This is a genomic window from Niveispirillum fermenti, assembly GCF_048066175.1.
Lineage (GTDB): Bacteria > Pseudomonadota > Alphaproteobacteria > Azospirillales > Azospirillaceae > Niveispirillum > Niveispirillum fermenti.
The window spans coordinates 120,470-138,315 of record NZ_JBLTXA010000011.1 but is presented as its reverse complement, the minus strand read 5'-3'; the positions used below and the strand labels follow the sequence as shown (position 1 = coordinate 138,315).

Sequence of the window (17,846 nt, the reverse complement as noted above, 5' to 3'; positions counted from 1 at the left end):
GGTATTGATGAAACACCATATGCCACGAATTGTTCCCCGGCAGGGCCGGGGCAGGAGGTGTTCTGGTCAGGCGTTGATTTCCAGGATGACGGGCGTGTGGTCGGACGCCTTCTCCTTGCCGCGGGGGGCCTTGTCGATCTCACACCCCATCAGCCGGTCGGCGGCCTGGGGCGACAGCAGGAAATGGTCGATGCGCAGCCCGTTGTTCCGCGGCCAGGCGCCGGCCTGGTAATCCCAGAACGTGTAAGCGGGATGCCGGCCCGGATGCAGCGACCGGAACGCCTCGGTGTAGCCCAGTGCCAGGATCTCCTGGAACTTCAGCCGCGTTTCCTGCCGGAACAGGGCATCGTTGCGCCAGCCGACGGGGTCGTACACATCTTCCGGCGCGGGGATGACGTTGTAGTCGCCACCCAGCACGACGGGCGCGCCGGCTTCCAGAAGGCCCTTTGCATGCAGGCGCAGCCTTTCCATCCAGCGCAGCTTGTACCGGTACTTGTCGCTGTCGCCGTCGCCCGGCGGATTGCCGTTGGGCAGATAGAGGCTGGCGATGCGCACACCGCCGATCGTGCCTTCCACATAGCGGGCCTGCGGATCTTCCTCCTCATCCCCCGGCAGGCGGGTGAGGAGGTCGGTCACGGGTTGCCGTGACAGGATCGCCACGCCGTTATAGGCCTTCTGTCCCACGGCATGAACCTCGTACCCCAGTTCCACGAAGGCGGCGGCGGGAAAGGCCGCCGTTTCGCACTTGATCTCCTGAAACAGCACGACGTCGGGCGCGGCGGCGGTCAGCCATTCCGTGATGTTAGGCAGGCGGGCCTTGGCGGAGTTTACGTTCCAGGTGGCGATTTTCACGGGGGGGGCTGGCCTTCTGCTCGGGCGTTCGGACGGGATTACACCAAAGGTCAGATATTCTGACCTTTGGTTCAGCCGCTGGGATCAGACGGAAAAGGAGGTGCCGCAGCCGCAGGACGATGCGGCATTGGGATTGCCGACCTTGAAATAGCTGCCCATCAGATCCTCGACATAGTCCAGTTCGGCCCCGGCCAGCAGGTCCAGCGACACATCATCCACCACCAGCCGGGCGCCGGCATGGGTGAAGACATGGTCGTCCTCGTTCACCGTGACATCGAAATCGAAACCGTACTGGAAGCCCGAGCAGCCGCCGCCCGAGACGGACAGGCGCAGCATCTGGTCGGGATTGCCTTCCAGTGTGGCCAGCTTCACGATCCGGCGGGCCGCGCTGTCTGTCAGGGTCATGGCGCGGCCATCGGCCGGCGGGGGGGTGGCGCCATCGGGAATGGCTGTCGCGGTGGACATGGGGCAGGTTCCTGTCTGTTAACGGCTAGACAAACGCTTACACCCTATGTAAGCGGCGAGCGGGCCGACGTCAAAGCAGGCGTGCCCAGCGATGGAGACGTGGCGATGATGCATTGGCAATCCCTGTTGTCCCGGCAGCGCCTGGCAAAGCCCGGCATCAACCCGGAACTGCCCTATCGCAGCGCCTATGAGATCGATATCGACCGGATCACCTTTTCCACCAGCTTCCGGCGCCTGTCGGACAAGCAGCAGGTGCATGGCATCGGCGGGTCCGATTACGTGCGTTCCCGCCTGACCCATTCGATGGAGGCGGCGCGCGTCGGCCGCTCGCTTGGAAGCTGGGCGGGGGCAGAGATCATCAAGCGCTTCGGTCAGGATGCGGTCCCCGCCACGCCGGCCGATATCGGTAATGTCGTGGCTGCAGCGGCCCTGGCCCATGACCTTGGCACCCCCTGCTTTGCCCATACGGGGGAGGATATCATCTCCGACTGGTTCGAGGGCACGGTGCTGGGCCGGGAGATCCTGTCGGGCGTGGATGCGCAGCAGGCCAGCGAATTGTCAAATTTCGAAGGCAATGCCCAGGGATTCCGCGTCCTGACCCGCCTGCAGGGCTGGCGCGCGCAGGGCGGGCTGCAGCTCACCGCGGCCACCCTGGGCGCCTACAGCAAATATCCATGGTCGGCCCCCGCCTTCGCGGGCGAGGCGCGGCCGCACAAGCGCAAATACGGCTTCCTGGGCAGCGAGACCGAATTGATGGCGGAAGTGGCGGACGAATTGGGACTGGTTCCCATCGGCCGGGACGCCTGGTGCCGGCACCCGCTGGCCTATCTGGTGGAGGCGGCGGACGATGCCTGCTATTCGGTGGTGGATATCGAGGACGCGGTGAAGATGCGCATGCTGTCCTTCGATCAGGCAGAAGAACTGCTGGAACCGCTGATCGATTGGGACCGCGCGGAATATGAGGGGATCGAGGACGAGGACCGCCGCCTGATCTATCTGCGCGCCCGTGCCATCGACCGTCTGGTCAATGATGCCGCCGCCGCCTTCCTGGACAAGCTGCCGGATATCATGGAAGGACGGGCCGTCGGCCCGCTGCTGAACATGATCGAGCGGACCGACGCGCTGAAGGATATTTCCGAAGTCTCCTATACCCAGATCTATCGCGGCCAGCAGCGGTGCGAGACCGACATCGTCGCGGCCCGCACGGTGACGGCCCTGCTGGATGCCTATGGCGAGGCGCTGCTGGCGCGCGAAAAGGCGGGGCCGGACGCCGATCTGCCGCGGCGCTATGCGTCGTTGCTGGAGACAGTCCCCGGCATCCGGCAGATGCCCTATGACCGGGCAGGCTGGACCCGGTCGCTGCTGGACTATATCGCCGGCATGACCGACCGGTTCGCCATGCGCCAGGCGCAGTTGATCACCGGATAAGAGCAAAAGGCGGCTTTCGCCACATTCCCGCCCTTCATTTCTGCATGCTGTGCGGCAAATGGGTTCGGTGTAGGGTGCCCGCTCCGCTCCGGGGGGTGGGCGGCGCCAAGATGCCCGCCGCGTTTGTCCGGATGCGACCGAAAAGTTTGGAAGAATGAACGTTTTCAAGGACTTCGAAGGGACGATCCACGCCGCGCTGGACCAGATGGTCACAGCCGGCGATCTGCCGTCCGGGCTGGATTTCTCTCGAATCACGGTCGAGCCTCCGCGTGATGCCAGCCATGGCGACGTTTCCACCAATGCGGCCATGATCCTGGCCAAGCCGGCGGGCAAGCCGCCGCGTGTCATCGCAGAGGCGCTGGTGGCCCGGCTGAAGGATGCGCCGGCCGTGGTGCAGGCGGACATCGCGGGCCCCGGTTTCGTCAATCTGCGTATCGACGCCGGCTGGTGGCTGGTCCGCATGAAGGCCATCCTGACCCGGGGCGCGGCGTTCGGCAGTTCCGACAAGGGCGCCGGCCGGCCCGTGAATGTGGAATATGTTTCGGCCAATCCCACGGGTCCCATGCATGTCGGCCACACCCGCGGTGCCGTGGTCGGCGATGCGCTGGCCCGCCTGCTGGCCAAGGTCGGATACAAGGTCACGCAGGAATATTACATCAACGACGCGGGCGCGCAGGTCGATGTGCTGGCACGGTCGGCGCATCTGCGCTATCGCGAGGCGTTCGGCGAGACGATCGAAATTCCCGCCGGCCTTTATCCCGGCGACTATCTGGTTCCGGTGGGGCAGGCGCTGAAGGAACTGCACGGTGACAGGTACCTGAATGCCGAAGAGGCAGAGTGGCTGCCTGTTTTCCGGGAATTTGCCGTCGCCAGCATGATGGTCCGCATCAAGGAAGACCTGGCGCAGATGGGCGTGAAGCACGATGTCTTCTCGTCGGAGCGTGCGCTGGTCGATGCCGGTGCCGTCGATCTGGCCTTGAAGACGCTGGAGGCGCAGGGGCTGATCTATACGGGCGTGCTGGAACCGCCCAAGGGCAAGAAGCCCGACGATTGGGAGCCGCGCCCCCAGACGCTGTTCCGCGCCACCCGGTTTGGAGACGATGTGGATCGCCCGCTGAGGAAGTCGGACGGGTCCTATACTTACTTCGCCAACGACATCGCCTATCATTTCGACAAGTTCCGTCGCGGCGGCGGCGACCTGATCGATATTCTGGGTGCCGACCATGGCGGTTATGTAAAGCGCATGCAGGCCGCCGTGAAGGCCATCACCGGGGGCAAGGGCGCACTGGATGTCAAGATCAGCCAGCTTGTCAATCTGATGGATGACGGGCAGCCCGTGAAGATGTCGAAGCGCGCCGGCCGGTTCGTCACATTGCGCGATATCGTGGATGAGGTGGGGGCAGGGGTTGTCCGCTTCATCATGCTGACCCGCCGCAACGACCAGACGCTCGATTTCGACGTGACCAAGGTTACCGAACAATCGAAGGAAAACCCCGTCTTCTATGTGCAATACGCGCATGCGCGCTGCCATTCGGTGCTGCGCTACGCGGGGGAGACGGGGGCGGACCTGTCTCCCGCCGCGCTGGCCGGCGCCGATCTGTCACGCCTGACCGCGGAGGAGGAGGTTGCGATCGTGAAGCTGATGCTTGCCTTCCCGCGGCTGGTGGAATCGGCGGCCGATGCGCATGAACCCCATCGTGTGGCCTTTTATCTCTATGATCTGGCGTCCGCCTTCCATGGTTTGTGGAACAAGGGCAAGGATCAGGCCACGATGCGCTTTCTGATCGAAAGCGATGCAGACCTGACCCGCGCCCGTCTGGCGCTGGTTACCGCCGTGGCCCAGGTCATCGCCTGCGGCCTGGATATCCTGGGCGTCGAGCCCGTCACCGAAATGCGTTGAGGCGATCCGCCGATGACCTATTACGATGATGAGGAAGAGAACGGACAGCAGCAGCCCCGGCCGGCCCAACGGCCTGGTCAGCGGGGGGAGTTCCGCGCCGATCCTTCTTTCAGTCCGCGCGCCGGCTACCATCAGCCGCCGCCCGACGATGATGCCTATGCGCAGCCGCAGCCTGGCCAGCCCCAGGCCGAGCCTGATGCCTATGCCGATCCGGCTGCGCCCGGTTACCGCCAGTCCGCACCGCCGCCGCCGCCCGATCCCTACGGCGCCGATCCGCAGCAGCAGGCCTATGGCGGCTATGCCCAGGGTCCATCGGCCCAGCAGGCGCAGGATGCCTATTACCAGGACTATGAACAGCAGCATTACGGCCAGCATTCCCAGGGCGAGCCGCCCCGCCGCCGCAATCTGGTGAATATCGGCGTGTTCGCCGGGGCGATCCTCGTGTTCGGCGGTATCATCTTCTACGCCTATAATCAGGGCATGCGGGCCGGGACGGAAAGCGTGGCGCCCATCCTGCGCGCTGACGAGAACCCGACCAAGATCCGCCCCGACCAGCCCGGCGGCATGCAGGTGCCCCATCAGGACAAGCTGATCTATGACCGGCTGAACCCGTCGGGCAACCGCGCGCCGGGGGAGGTGGAACGGTTGTTGCCGCCGCCGGAAGCACCGATGGAGCGTCCGCGCGCGCAGGAAGCCTATCCGCCTGAACAGGCCATGCCCATGGCGGAGGAGGGGGAAAGCCAGGTGGCCAACGCACCGCCGTCGGAACCTGAGCCGACGCCCGCCCCGGTGCCACAGCCGGCCCCGACCTATGCCCCGCCCCAGACGGCACCGCAGCAGCAGCCGGCACAGCGCCCCCCCGCTCCGGCGCCGCAACCGGCCCAGCAGCAGGCGTCAGGTGCGCCGGTTCCCCTGACACCGCAGGCCACGGCCCCCGCGCCGCGGCCCGTGGCCCCGCCGCCTGCCGCCGCTGCACCGGCACCGGCACCGCGGCCGGCCGCCACGGGCAGCGTGCGTGTGCAGGTCGCCGCCGTGGATAGCGAGGCCAAGGCAACGGCCGAATGGCAGCGTCTTCAGAAGAAGTTCCCGGCTGAACTGGGCAGCCTGCCCATGCGCACGACGCGCGTGGAACTGCCCCGCGGCACCTTCTTCCGCATTCAGGCCGGTCCGATGGAAGAGGCGCAGGCCCGGCAGATTTGTGCTGCCCTGTCGGCACAGGGCGCCGGGTGCAGTCTTGTGCGCTGATATCGCCGCCCTGGTTCTGGGGTGCGAGGGGACGGCCCTGACGGCGGCGGAGCGGGATTTTTTCCGCGATGCCAACCCGTTGGGTTTCATCCTGTTTCGCCGCAATATCGACGATCCGGATCAGGTGCGGGGGCTGGTCGCCGATCTGCGTGACTGCGTTGGCCGGAAGGCACCTGTCCTGATCGACCAGGAAGGCGGGCGTGTGGCCCGTCTGCGGGGGCCGCACTGGCCGGAACTGCCCGCTGCCCGCGCGGTGGGGAACATTCCCGATGCTGCGGCCGCCATCCGGGCCGCCTGGCTGCATGGCCGGCTGCTGGCGGCCATGCTGGCCGATCTTGGCATCGATGTGGATTGCGCGCCCGTGGCCGACGTGCCCGTGCCGGGCGCCCATGATGTGATCGGTGACCGCGCCTTCGCCATGGAACCGTCCCGCGTGGCGGATATGGCCGGGGCACAGGCGGCCGGCCTGATGGCCGGTGGGGTGCTGCCCGTTGTCAAGCATCTGCCCGGTCACGGCCGGGCCTTCGCCGACAGCCATAAGGAACTGCCCGTCGTTGCGACCCCGCGGCCGACATTGGACGTCTGGGATTTCGCGCCCTTCAAGGCCCTGTCCGCCTTGCCGGCTGGCATGGTGGCCCATGTCGTTTTCAGCGACATCGACCCCGACCTGCCGGCCAGCGTGTCGCCGCACGTGATTACGTCGATCATCCGGGACCATATCGGTTTCGACGGGCTGTTGTTCAGCGATGACCTGTCGATGCAGGCCCTGTCCGGCACGGTCGGCCAGCGGGCCGCCGCCGTGCTGGCCGCCGGTTGCGACATTGCGTTGCATTGCAACGGCCAGATGGCGGAAATGCGCGACGTGGTGGATAATGCCCGTCCGATGGACGGGGCCGCCCAGCGCCGCTGGACCGTAGCGGCCGGTGCGATGGCGGTGCCGGCGGATAGGGTGGACATGGGTGCGCTGCGGGTGGAGCTGGACGGGCTTCTGTCCACGGGGCGCGCCGGGGAAGGGTAAGGAATGCCGGATTTCCAGGAAATCCTGTTCAAGCTGTCGATCATGGCGCTGCCCGCCCTGTTCGCCATCACCCTGCATGAGGTGGCGCACGGCTGGGCCGCCCTGAAGCTGGGCGACCGCACGGCGCAGATGCTGGGCCGGCTCAGCCTGAACCCCCTGCGCCATGTCGATCCCGTGGGCACCGTTCTGCTGCCCATGACGATGTTCATCTTCACCGGCTTCATGTTCGGCTGGGCGAAGCCGGTGCCGGTGGATGCCCGTAACCTGGCCAATCCCAAGCGGGACATGATGTGGGTGGCGCTGGCCGGTCCGGCCGTCAATTTCGTGCTGGCCTTCATATCGGCGCTGCTGCTGCATCTGGTGCCGATGACGCCGGACTTCATGTCTGACTGGCTGGCCAACAACCTTGTCGTCTCCATTCAGTTCAACATCCTGCTGGCGCTGTTCAACCTGATCCCGCTGCCGCCGCTGGATGGCGGCCGTGTTGCCGTGGGGCTGCTGCCCATGCGGCCGGCCATCGCGCTGGCGCGGCTGGAACGCTATGGCATCGGCATCCTGATGCTGGTCGTGTTCCTGATCCCGTTTGCCGCCAGCCATGCCGGATACAATTTCAATCCGCTGTTCATGGTGCTGGGGCCGGCCATGGAGAAGACGGTCCATTTCGTCCTGATGCTGGCCGGACTGACGTGAGCGATGCGTTCGACGCCGCCGCGCCGTCCCCGCCCGCCGGGGACGCGCTGCTGCTGGATATCGACGGGTTCGAAGGGCCCATCGATCTGCTTTTGACCCTGGCGCGGGAACAAAAGGTCGATCTGACCCGCGTTTCCATTCAGCAGCTTGCCGAACAGTTTCTGGCCTTCGTGGCGGAAGCCCGGCGGATGCGCCTGGAACTGGCGGCTGATTATCTGGTGATGGCGGCCTGGCTGGCCTATCTGAAGTCGCGCCTGCTACTGCCCGACCCGCAGCCGGAAGAACCATCGGCGGAGATGCTGGCCGCGGCCCTGACCCTGCGATTGCAGCGGCTGGAAGCGATGCAGGGGGCTGCGGCGCGCCTCCTGGCCCAGCCCCGCCTGGGCCGTGACCGCTTCGGGCGCGGCGCACCGGAGGACCTGCCCATTTTCGCCCGCCATCGGCATGATTTGTCGCTGTACGACCTGTTGAAGGCTTATGGCGATATCAGCGGCCGGCAGGCCCGCCAGTCGCCCTTCACCATTCCCGTGACGGACCTTTATTCGATCGAGGAGGCGGTGGCCCGGCTGGAAGCCATGCTGGGCCGTATCCCCGACTGGTCGTTTCTGTCCACCCTTTTGCCGGCCGGCTGGCGCGGGGATGGGGTCAAGGCGCGCTCCCTGCTGGCCAGCAGCTTCGTCGCGGCCCTGGAACTGGCGAAGGCCGGCCGGCTGGAACTGCGGCAGGACATGGCCTTCGCGCCCATCCAGTTGCGGGCGCGCGACCGGGAGAACGGAAAATGACGGATCTGTTCGGCGCCGACAATCAGTTGATCCGGCTGCTGGAAGCCATTCTGTTCGCCTCTGCCGAGCCCGTGTCGGAGGAGGCGCTGCAGGCGCGCATCGGCCCCACGCCCGTGCGGCCTCTGCTTCTGCAACTGGAAAATCTCTACCGGCACCGGGGCGTGAACCTGGTCGCCAGTGGCGGGCGCTGGGCCTTGCGGACCGCACCCGACCTGGGCGACCAGCTACGGACGGAGGTGGAGGTCTCGGCCAAGCTGTCGCGTGCCGCCGTGGAGACGCTGGCCATCATCGCCTATCACCAGCCCGTGACACGGGCGGAGATCGAGGCGATCCGTGGCGTGGCGACCAACAAGGGCACGCTGGACATTCTGATGGAAGCGGGCTGGGTGCGGCCAGGGCGGCGGCGGGAAACGCCGGGCCGGCCCTTGACCTGGGTGACGACCCCGCGCTTCCTTGATCATTTTGGACTGGAAACGCTGCGTGACCTGCCGGGGGTGGACGATTTGCGAGCGGCCGGCCTGCTGGACAAGGGTGCATCCATGCCCGTGCTGCCCGGACTGGCGGACCCGGAGGGGCAATAGCCGCCGCGTGATCCGGGCGGCGGGCTTACCGCCGGGCCGCCTTGCCCGCCCGCTTCGCACGGTACATGCCCATGTCGGCGCGCCGCATCACCTCTTCCTCCTGGTCGGTGGCGGCGAAGGCTTCGGCGCCGAAGCTGCCGCGCAGGGGCAGGCTCGTCATTTGCCACTGGCAGGACTGGGCGTTGAATTCGGCGGCCAGTGTCTCGGCACGGGCGAAGCCCTGTGCTCTATCCGTGCCCGTCAGCAATACGGCGAATTCATCGCCACCCAGCCGGGCGACGATGTCGTGCGCGCGCACCATATCCTTCAAGACCTGCCCCACCTGGCGCAGATACCAGTCACCGCACTGGTGTCCGTGGCTGTCATTGATGGATTTGAAACCGTCGAGGTCGATCATGACCAGCACGCCACCCACGCCGCTGCGGCGACCGGCGGCCAATTCACGCCGGAAGGCATCCATGAAGCCCCGGCGGTTCAGCAGGCCCGTCAACTCATCCGTGACAGAGAGGGTTTCCAGATGGTCGATCCGCTCCTGCTGCCGGGCGATCCGCGCCTCCGCTTCCCGCAGACGCATGATCGTATCCTGCAGAAGGAAGACATAGGCGTCGGCCGACATGGCCACGGGACCCAGGTCAACACCGGGTCCCATGCCGCCCATCATGTCACGGGCCATGCCATGCAGGCTGTTCTCCCGCGTGAGGCCGCCCATGCCGGGGGGGAGCGCCGCCCAGCGCGACCGGTCCTGTCCCGCATTGCGGGACATTGCAGTGGCCTGAATGGTGTCGAACGCGCTCATGGTCGGGTCCTTCCGCATGGGATGTCGGATCGACCCAACCGAAGCAATGGCTGTGCCAGCAATATATTTGTTATAATTCAATGTATTAAAGGAAATTGTCGTCCAGCCTGCTTGGGGAGGAAGGCAGGTTTTGCCGGGTCCTGCGGGCAGAAGCTGCCGCTAGACCAAAGGGGAAGCGAAAGGGCGTTGCGTCCCGGCCCTGCGCAGGCGCAAGATAAGGCGTCCGTCACGATCCAGGCCCGCCCCGCCGTGAATTTTCCCCTGTTCGTTCCGCGGTCCCGTTCCCGCTCCATCGCCAGCCGCGCCGCCGCACTGTTTTGTGCCGCCCTGCTGGCTTCAGTATCGATGCTGCCGGTCCAGGCGCGGACAACGGTGGATGTCGCCCCGCATCGGGCCACCTACAAGCTGCGGCTGGATCATGCACGCCTGCAAAGCGGCATTTCCGATGTCGAAGGCCAGATGAGCTTTTCCTGGAACGATGCCTGCGACGGCTGGACCATCGACCAGCGCTTCCAGGTCCGCTTCTCCTATCTGGAGGGAGAGGATGTGAACCTGGTCACCAACTATGCGACCTGGGAGGCGAAGGATGGTTCGGCCTACCGTTTCAATGTCCGCAAGCTGGTGAACGGGGAGGTGGATGAGGAGTTGAGCGGTGGAGCAACGCTTGACCAGACCGGTGGCGGCACCGTCACCTATGACAAGCCGGAAGCGCAATCCATCGATCTGAAGCCGGGCACCATGTTCCCCACGGCCCACACCCTGCGTGTCCTGCGCCAAGCGGGCACGGCGGACAATCTTTTTTCCGTCCCTGTGTTCGATGGGGCCGAAGCCGAAGGGGCCAGCCCCGTCAACACCATCGTCGGCAAGCTGCGCAGCCCCGCCGCGACGAAGGTGAAGGACGCGGACCTGCTGGCTGCCAGGGCGTGGCAGGTGTCCCTGGCCTTCTTCCCCGTCAATCCGGGCGAGGCGTTGCCGGATTATGAGACCAGCATGGTCTTGCAGGAAAACGGCGTGGTGCGTTCCATGCTGGTCGATTACGGCGATTTCCGCGTCTCCATGGAGTTGGAGACGCTGGAAAAGGCCATGAAGCCGCCCTGCTGACCGGCCCCACCGCCGCTTGATCCGACGCCGTTTCAAAGGTCCCTTCATGCCCCGCATTGCCTATGTCAATGGCCGCTATGTCCCGCATGGACAGGCGTCGGTCCATATCGAGGATCGTGGATTCCAGTTCGCCGACGGTGTTTACGAGGTGGTGACCATCGTTGCCGGGCGGCTGGCGGATGAACAGGGCCATCTGACACGGCTGGCGCGATCGCTGAAGGAACTGTCCATTCCCTGGCCCGTGAAGCCGCGTACCCTGCGCATGATCATCACCGAGATGGTCCGCCGGAACCGAGCGGTGAATGCGCAGCTTTACATCCAGATCACCCGTGGTGCCGCCCCGCGCGATTTCCGCTTTCCCGTCAACCCGGCTCCGACCCTGGTCATCACCTGCCGCCGCACCGCCTTTCAGCCGCCGGCCCTGCTGGACAAGGGGATCGCCGTGGTGACCATGCCGGACATCCGCTGGCAGCGGCGCGACATAAAGTCGGTGTCCCTGCTGCCGCAGGTAATGGGAAAGCAGAAGGCACACGAAGCCGGGGCGTTCGAGGGCTGGATGGTCGATGACGAGGGGCAGGTGACGGAGGGCTGTTCGTCGAATGCCTGGATCGTCACGGCCGACGGTGTGCTGGTGACACGCCAGCCGTCCAATGCCATCCTGAACGGCATCACGCGCCTTTCGATCCTGGAGGTCGCTCGCGAACAGGGGATCGGCTTCCAGGAGCGGCCCTTCACCGTGGCGGAGGCGCTGGCAGCGCGGGAGGCCTTCATCTCCAGCGCCACGACCTTTGCCCTGCCCGTGACACGCATCGACGGGCAGATGATCGGCGATGGCCGGCCGGGGCCGCTGGGCCGCCGCCTGCGCCGTGCCTATATGGATCATCTCGGGGTCGCCGACCCGCTGGTGGTGGCATGATGGCCGCGGACGATCCCATCCTGGCGGTGTCGGTACCGCCGTTCGACCGGCTGCCGCAGGCCATCCTGTTCGACTGGGACAATACGCTGGTTACCAACTGGCGCTGCATCCACGCTTCCATCAACGCCGCGCTGAAGGCCTTTTCCCTGCCCGAATGGACGCTGGAGGAAAGCTATGGCCGGGTCCGCCGGTCGCTGCGGGACAGTTTCCCGGAGATTTTCGGTCCCGAATGGCCAAAGGCCCGTGACATCTTCTATGCGCATTTCGAAGCGCACCATATGGACTATCTGGACGTGATGCCGGGTGCGGAGGACATGCTGCGTGATCTGCATGCGCGGGGCATCCGCCTGGCTGTCGTCTCCAACAAGACGGGCCGCTTCCTGCGGGCGGAGGCACTGGCCCTGGGCTGGGCGCCGCTTTTCGATGCGCTGGTCGGCGCCAATGATGCAGCGGCCGACAAGCCGGACCCGGCACCGGTCGCCCTGGCCCTGGCACCCAGCGGAATCACGCCAGGCACGCATGTCTGGTTCGTGGGCGACGCGGATGTCGACATGGAGATCGCGCACCGCACCGGCCTGACGCCCGTTCTGGTGGGCGATACACCGCATGTCGATGATGGTTTGGGGCGTTTTCCCCCCGCCATAAGTCTGAACGGATGTGCAGCGATTTCATCCTTGGTAAAGCGGATTGCTGCTACCATATCGCAGGATATTCGCGTGTCTGGCTGAACGGCCGGATGTCGGATATCCTGTGCAAACTTGGGCCCCCGTCGGATGGGATGCCCCAATAACCCGAGCAAAAGCGAGGCTGCTCCAATGTCAGAAAAATCCCAGAACGTTCAGGACGTGTTCTTGAACCATGTCCGAAAGAGCAAGACACCGGTGACCGTGTTCCTGGTCAACGGCGTGAAGCTGCAGGGCATCATCACCTGGTTCGACAATTTCTCCGTCCTGCTGCGTCGGGACGCCCATTCGCAGCTTGTCTACAAGCATGCCATTTCCACCGTGATGCCGGCGCATCCGATCCAGTTGTTCGACCCGCCGGCCAAGGAGGCTGACCACGACTGAGTTGAGTGATAGCGAACGGCGCGGGACACCCACCCGCGCCTTCGTCCTGCATCCGGTCCTGCCCGAGGACCGGAACGACGCGCGCGAGCCGGAGGCTCGCCTGGATGAGGCGGTGGGGCTTGCCGCCGCCATCGAGCTTGACGTCGTCGCCGCCCGCACCATCCGCGTGACCCGCCCGCGTCCGGCCACCCTTCTGGGGGGCGGCGCGGTGGAGGAGGTGGCTGCCCTGATCGAGGAGGGGGACATCGGTCTGGTCATCGTCGACCATCCGCTTTCCCCCATCCAGCAGCGCAACCTGGAGCGCGATTGGAAGACGAAGGTCATCGACCGGACCGGCCTGATTCTGGAGATTTTCGGCAAGCGTGCCCGCACGCGCGAAGGCCAGCTTCAGGTGGAACTGGCGGCGCTGACCTATCAGCGGTCCCGGCTGGTCCGGTCATGGACACACCTTGAACGCCAGCGTGGCGGTTTCGGCTTTCTGGGTGGTCCCGGCGAAAGCCAGATCGAAATGGATCGCCGCCTGATCAGCGACCGGATCGTCAAGCTGAAAGGCGAACTGGAGGAGGTGCGCCGCACCCGTGGCCTGCACCGCAAGGCGCGGGAAAAGGTGCCTTATCCCGTGGTGGCGCTTGTCGGCTATACCAATGCGGGCAAGTCCACGCTTTTCAACCGCATGGCCGGTGCGGATGTCTTTGCCAAGGACCTGCTGTTCGCCACGCTGGACCCCACCATGCGGTCGATCATGCTGCCGTCCAACCGCAAGATCATCCTGTCCGACACGGTGGGCTTCATTTCCGACCTGCCGCACGGGCTCGTGGAGGCGTTCCGCGCCACCTTGGAAGAGGTCATGGCCGCCGACATCATCCTGCATGTCCGCGACGTGTCCCATCCCGATACGGAGGCCCAGCGGGCCGATGTGGAGGGGGTGCTGAAGGATCTGGGCATCGACGCCCAGACCGATGGCCGCGTCATGGAGGTGCTGAACAAGCTGGACCGCCTGCCGGAAGAAGATCGGCAGACCCTGCTGCGCCAGGCCCGGCGGACGGGCGGCATCGCCATCTCCGCATTGACCGGGGCCGGCATCGATACGCTGTTCGACGCCATCGACCGCCGCATGGTGGCCGGGCGGGAAGTGGTGGAGATCGATATCGACGTTGCCGACGGTGCCGCAATCGCCTGGCTCTATGGGAAGGGGGAGGTGCTGCACCGGGAAGATGATGAGACCAGCGCGCATCTGCGCGTGGGTCTGGACCCGGCCGATCTGGCCCGATTCCTGGGCCGCTTCCCCTATCGGGCGAAGGAACAGGCGCTGGCATCATGATCCTGCCCGATCCGGACAAGGTGGCCGCCATCCTGCGGGAGGTGGCGGCGGCAGAGATCGTGCCGCGGTTTCGGACCCTGGCGGCGGGCGATATCCGCGAGAAGGGGCCGGGTGACCTTGTCACCGTGGCGGACGAGGCGGCCGAGCGGCTGCTGACCGCCCGCCTGACCGATCTTCTGCCCGGATCACTGGTGGTGGGGGAGGAGGCGGCCGCCGCCGACCCCGCCATCCTGTCCCGCCTTTCCATGGGTTCCGACCCCGTCTGGATCATCGATCCCGTGGACGGCACCTATAATTTCGCCCATGGCAGGCCGGTTTTCGCCGTTCTGCTGGCCCTGGCGGTGGGGGGGCGGACATTGGCCGGCTGGATCTATGATCCGATGGGTAAGCGCATGGCCATCGCACAGGCGGGTGAAGGTGCCTGGATGGCGGGCAAGCGGCTGCGCGCCCTGCCGGGGGCGCCGCTGCCGGACCTGCGCGGTTCACTGTCCACCAAATTCTTCGATCCGGGGGAACGTGCCCGGATCGAAGCCCTTCGCCCCCTGTTCGCCGGCACCTACCGGCTGTTCTGCGCCGGTCATGAATATCTCAATCTGGTCACGGGGCAGGGGCAGTTCGCCCTTTACAACCGCACCATGCCCTGGGATCACGCTGCCGGTGCCCTGGCCTTCGCGGAGGCGGGCGGCCATGTTGCCCGCTGGGATGGCAGCCCCTATGGGCCGGCTGATGTGACGGGTGGCATCCTGCTGGCACCCGACCCGCAAACCTGGACGGATCTGCATGCGTTGATTTTTCCGCCTGCCGGGGCGGGGTGAACGCTTCCGTCGCTTGCCGCACTGCGGTATGTCAGTGGCGGAGACGTGATCGAGACAGCGACGGAATCCACGCCGCGTGAACGCAAAGCCCAAGGCCCCCCGATCCCCCCGCCCCGCGCGTGAGGTGGAGATCAAGCTTCTGGCCGACCCGGCCGATCTGCCGCGCATCGCCGCGCTGGCCTTCGTGCGCGACAGGCTGGTCAGCCAGGCTGATCCCGTGCGCCAGCACACGACCTATTACGACACGCCGGGGCTGGTGCTGGCCCGGCGCGGTCTTGCCCTGCGCCTGCGCCGGCAGGGCATGAAGCGGGAGCAATCCATCAAGACCCTGGCCAGCGGAGAGGGGGCCGATGGTGCCGGCATCGCCGTGCGCCGGGAATGGCTGTGGCAGGTGGAGGGTGACGGGCTGGATGCCGACCTGTTGCGCCGGGGCGATCTGGCCGAACTGCTGCCGGCCGACCTGCCGGACCAACTGGTGCCGCTGTTCGCCACCGATGTGCAGCGCACGGCCCTGCTGCTGCGCGTCGGGGCGGAGGGGCGGGTCGAACTGGCACTGGACCTGGGTCAGGCACAGGTCATGGCGCCTGACGGCACCCCATCGGCCCGCCTGACCATCAGCGAGGTGGAACTGGAACTGATCCAGGGACAGGTGGCGGACCTGTTCCGCCTGGCCGCGGAAATCCATGGTCGCATCCCGTTGCGCCTGTCCACGCGCAGCAAGGCCGATCAGGGTCTGGCCTTGCTGACGGGGGCGCAGCCGCGGGCCCATCCCGTGCGCCCGCTGGGCATCTCTCCCATCACGACCGTGACGGAGGCTTTCCGCCATATCGGCCGCAACGGCTTGGCCCACCTGCTGGATAACCAGCCCGCCTTCAGCGACGGCATGGGCGATGCTGCTGCCTTGCGGGAGATGGCATCGGCCGTGCGCCGGTTGAACACGGGCTATGGCCTGTTCGCCGACCTGATCCATACCGACCAGGGTGATGAACTGCGTGACAGGCTGCGCCGTCTTGGCCGTCGGCTGGAACGGGCGCGGGACTGGCAGAAGGTGGCGGTCGCCCTGACAGAATTGCCGCCGGAAACCCGGCGCGGTGCCGTGGGTGCCGTCTCGACGGCACGGGCCAAGGCGCTGGACAAGGCGCTGAACCTGCTGGAGGCGCCGAACTGGACGGGCTGGCAGCTTGATTTCGCGGCCTGGCTGGAAGGCGGTGACTGGGCGGCCCAACCGCATGGCTGTCCCTTCGGCACGACGCTGGCCGAAATTGCCGGCGATATGCTGCGAGTGCGGCTGGATAAGGTGCGCTCGGCCGGGCTTCCCGACGATGTTGATACGGCGGTAAAGGCGCACAAGCGCTTGCGCAAGCTGCGCTACGCGCTGGATTTCTGCCGCGCCGTCTGGCCGCCGGAGCGGGTGGCGCCGTTGCTGCGCGCGGTGGAGGCGCTGCGTGATCCGTTGAAGCAGGTGGCCGATGATATGAAAGCGGCGGAAATGCTGGACGAAATCGGCCAGGAGGGACCGGCGCTGGCACTGCGCAAGCGCGCTGCCAGCGCATTGAAACCCTTGCCGCCGCTGTGGACAACCTTCATCAACGCTGGCACCGGTCTGTCCGCCGCCTGACGGGTCTGCGGTTTTGATAAGGGGGCTTTCCCCGTCTCCCTTGCCTGAACGGGCCGGTGAGTGTCAAATTGACACCGGTTACCGATGGGGGAGTGCCGCAGGATGCTGTCGCGCCGTCAAATGCTGCTAGGCCTGTCCAGCCTGCCGCTCGCCGGTTGTGCCCCTGGCATGACCCGGCGGGGAACGGTGACGGCCTCACCGTTCGGCCAGTTGCCGGATGGAGAGGGGGTGACCCTTTACACCCTGGCCAATGCCGGTGGTGCCGTGGCGCGGGTGATGACCTATGGCGCGGCGGTGACCAGCCTCACCATGCCCGACCGCAACGGGCGGCTGGCGGAGATGGTGCTGGGGCTGGACGATCTGGAGGCCTATCGTACCCGCTCGCGCAATTTCGGCACGACGGTCGGTCGCTATGCCGGCCGGATCGCCAACGGCCGTTTCATGCTGGATGGACGGGAGGTGCGGCTGGAAACCGGGAACAGCCGCCATTCCTCCCATGGTGGCCCGATCGGATTTGCCAGGCGTAACTGGCAGGCACGCGCCGCGGCCACGGGGGCAGCCTTGCGCCTGACCCTGGTGAGTGCCGATGGTGATCAGGGTTTCCCTGGGGAATTGACCATCGATGTGACTTATAGCCTGACCGACGACAATCGCCTTTGCCTGGATTTTCAGGCGCGCACGACCCGGCCCACCGTGCTGAACCCAACCCATCACAGCTATTTCAACCTGTCGGGCGTGCCGGGCGCACTCATCCATGATCATCTGCTGATGGTGGAGGCGGACCGGTTCACCCCGTTCGGGCCGGACAAACTGGTGACGGGTGAATATAGGTCTGTGGCCGGCACCGCGCTGGATTTCCGGCAGCCCAAGCCCCTGGGCCGTGATATCGCCGCGACAGAGGAGCAGATGCGCATCGGCGGCGGCTATGATCATTGTTTCGAGATCAGAGGGATGGCCGGGCGATCTATGCGCCGCGCCGCGCGCCTGGAACATCCGGATAGCGGCCGGGCCATGGAATTATGGACGACCGAGCCCGGGGTTCAGCTTTTCACGGCCAACAGTCTGGATATGGTGGGGCGTGGCGGCGTGGTCTACCGGCCGCATTGTGGTGTGTGCCTGGAACCCCAGCATTTCCAGGACAGTCCCAACCGGCCTGAATTTCCGTCCACTCTTCTGCGGCCGGGCCATGTCTTCCGCTCGCGCAGCGAATATCGTTTCATGACGATATGAAAAAGCCGCCGGCGGATGGTT

General features: G+C 66.0%; 18 protein-coding genes. 15 read left to right on the top strand and 3 right to left on the bottom strand.

Annotated elements, in window-relative coordinates:
- Nucleotides 1-66: 66 nt before the first annotated feature.
- Nucleotides 67-852 (bottom strand): exodeoxyribonuclease III, encoded by a 786-nt coding sequence (locus ACM9LZ_RS13605; RefSeq protein ID WP_416620019.1) that lies wholly within the window; start codon nucleotides 850-852, stop codon nucleotides 67-69.
- An 84-nt stretch (nucleotides 853-936) separates the two neighbouring features.
- Nucleotides 937-1,317 (bottom strand): iron-sulfur cluster insertion protein ErpA, encoded by a 381-nt coding sequence (gene erpA, locus ACM9LZ_RS13600; RefSeq protein ID WP_416620018.1) that lies wholly within the window; start codon nucleotides 1,315-1,317, stop codon nucleotides 937-939.
- Nucleotides 1,318-1,422: 105 nt separating this feature from the next.
- Between erpA and dgt the strand changes: the two genes are divergently transcribed.
- From dgt to scpB, 7 genes are all read left to right on the top strand, one after another.
- Nucleotides 1,423-2,745, top strand: a complete 1,323-nt coding sequence (gene dgt, locus ACM9LZ_RS13595; RefSeq protein ID WP_416620017.1) for a dGTP triphosphohydrolase — start codon at nucleotides 1,423-1,425, stop codon at nucleotides 2,743-2,745.
- 154 nt (nucleotides 2,746-2,899) lie between these two features.
- Nucleotides 2,900-4,645, top strand: coding sequence for an arginine--tRNA ligase (argS, locus tag ACM9LZ_RS13590; RefSeq protein WP_416620016.1), 1,746 nt, complete (start codon nucleotides 2,900-2,902; stop codon nucleotides 4,643-4,645).
- Nucleotides 4,646-4,657: 12 nt separating this feature from the next.
- Nucleotides 4,658-5,890: an SPOR domain-containing protein gene (locus tag ACM9LZ_RS13585; protein WP_416620015.1), complete on the top strand. Its 1,233-nt coding sequence runs from the start codon at nucleotides 4,658-4,660 to the stop codon at nucleotides 5,888-5,890.
- Entirely contained in the window at nucleotides 5,880-6,908 is a 1,029-nt protein-coding gene (gene nagZ / locus ACM9LZ_RS13580) for a beta-N-acetylhexosaminidase (RefSeq protein ID WP_416620014.1), read from the top strand. The genes ACM9LZ_RS13585 and nagZ overlap by 11 nt, the downstream gene beginning before the upstream one ends.
- Before the next feature lie 3 nt (nucleotides 6,909-6,911).
- On the top strand, nucleotides 6,912-7,598 hold the full coding sequence (locus ACM9LZ_RS13575; protein ID WP_416620013.1) for a site-2 protease family protein: 687 nt from the start codon (nucleotides 6,912-6,914) through the stop codon (nucleotides 7,596-7,598).
- Nucleotides 7,595-8,380: a segregation and condensation protein A gene (locus tag ACM9LZ_RS13570; protein WP_416620012.1), complete on the top strand. Its 786-nt coding sequence runs from the start codon at nucleotides 7,595-7,597 to the stop codon at nucleotides 8,378-8,380. The genes ACM9LZ_RS13575 and ACM9LZ_RS13570 overlap by 4 nt, the downstream gene beginning before the upstream one ends.
- Nucleotides 8,377-8,961 (top strand): SMC-Scp complex subunit ScpB, encoded by a 585-nt coding sequence (gene scpB, locus ACM9LZ_RS13565; RefSeq protein WP_416620011.1) that lies wholly within the window; start codon nucleotides 8,377-8,379, stop codon nucleotides 8,959-8,961. The genes ACM9LZ_RS13570 and scpB overlap by 4 nt, the downstream gene beginning before the upstream one ends.
- A gap of 25 nt (nucleotides 8,962-8,986) precedes the next feature.
- On the opposite strand, the gene ACM9LZ_RS13560 is transcribed toward scpB, so the two are convergent.
- Nucleotides 8,987-9,757 (bottom strand): GGDEF domain-containing protein, encoded by a 771-nt coding sequence (locus ACM9LZ_RS13560; RefSeq protein WP_416620010.1) that lies wholly within the window; start codon nucleotides 9,755-9,757, stop codon nucleotides 8,987-8,989.
- Nucleotides 9,758-9,943: 186 nt separating this feature from the next.
- Between ACM9LZ_RS13560 and ACM9LZ_RS13555 the strand changes: the two genes are divergently transcribed.
- The 8 genes from ACM9LZ_RS13555 (at nucleotide 9,944) to ACM9LZ_RS13520 (ending at nucleotide 17,825) form a co-directional block, all read left to right on the top strand.
- Complete coding sequence (locus ACM9LZ_RS13555) at nucleotides 9,944-10,858, top strand: cell envelope integrity EipB family protein (RefSeq protein WP_416620009.1); 915 nt, start codon at nucleotides 9,944-9,946, stop codon at nucleotides 10,856-10,858.
- Nucleotides 10,859-10,904: 46 nt separating this feature from the next.
- Nucleotides 10,905-11,774, top strand: coding sequence for a D-amino-acid transaminase (locus ACM9LZ_RS13550; protein WP_416620008.1), 870 nt, complete (start codon nucleotides 10,905-10,907; stop codon nucleotides 11,772-11,774).
- Complete coding sequence (locus ACM9LZ_RS13545) at nucleotides 11,771-12,502, top strand: HAD family hydrolase (protein WP_416620007.1); 732 nt, start codon at nucleotides 11,771-11,773, stop codon at nucleotides 12,500-12,502. Before ACM9LZ_RS13550 ends, ACM9LZ_RS13545 begins: the two co-directional genes overlap by 4 nt.
- 87 nt (nucleotides 12,503-12,589) lie before the next feature.
- Nucleotides 12,590-12,841: an RNA chaperone Hfq gene (gene hfq / locus ACM9LZ_RS13540; protein ID WP_416620006.1), complete on the top strand. Its 252-nt coding sequence runs from the start codon at nucleotides 12,590-12,592 to the stop codon at nucleotides 12,839-12,841.
- 1 nt (nucleotide 12,842) lies between these two features.
- On the top strand, nucleotides 12,843-14,162 hold the full coding sequence (gene hflX, locus ACM9LZ_RS13535) for a GTPase HflX (protein ID WP_416620005.1): 1,320 nt from the start codon (nucleotides 12,843-12,845) through the stop codon (nucleotides 14,160-14,162).
- Nucleotides 14,159-14,977 carry an inositol monophosphatase family protein gene (locus ACM9LZ_RS13530; protein WP_416620004.1) on the top strand — a complete coding sequence of 273 codons (819 nt, stop codon included), beginning with the start codon at nucleotides 14,159-14,161 and terminating at the stop codon, nucleotides 14,975-14,977. The genes hflX and ACM9LZ_RS13530 overlap by 4 nt, the downstream gene beginning before the upstream one ends.
- 76 nt (nucleotides 14,978-15,053) lie before the next feature.
- Entirely contained in the window at nucleotides 15,054-16,595 is a 1,542-nt protein-coding gene (locus ACM9LZ_RS13525; RefSeq protein ID WP_416620003.1) for a CYTH and CHAD domain-containing protein, read from the top strand.
- 102 nt (nucleotides 16,596-16,697) lie between these two features.
- Nucleotides 16,698-17,825 carry an aldose epimerase family protein gene (locus tag ACM9LZ_RS13520; protein ID WP_416620002.1) on the top strand — a complete coding sequence of 376 codons (1,128 nt, stop codon included), beginning with the start codon at nucleotides 16,698-16,700 and terminating at the stop codon, nucleotides 17,823-17,825.
- The last annotated feature ends 21 nt before the right edge of the window (nucleotides 17,826-17,846 follow it).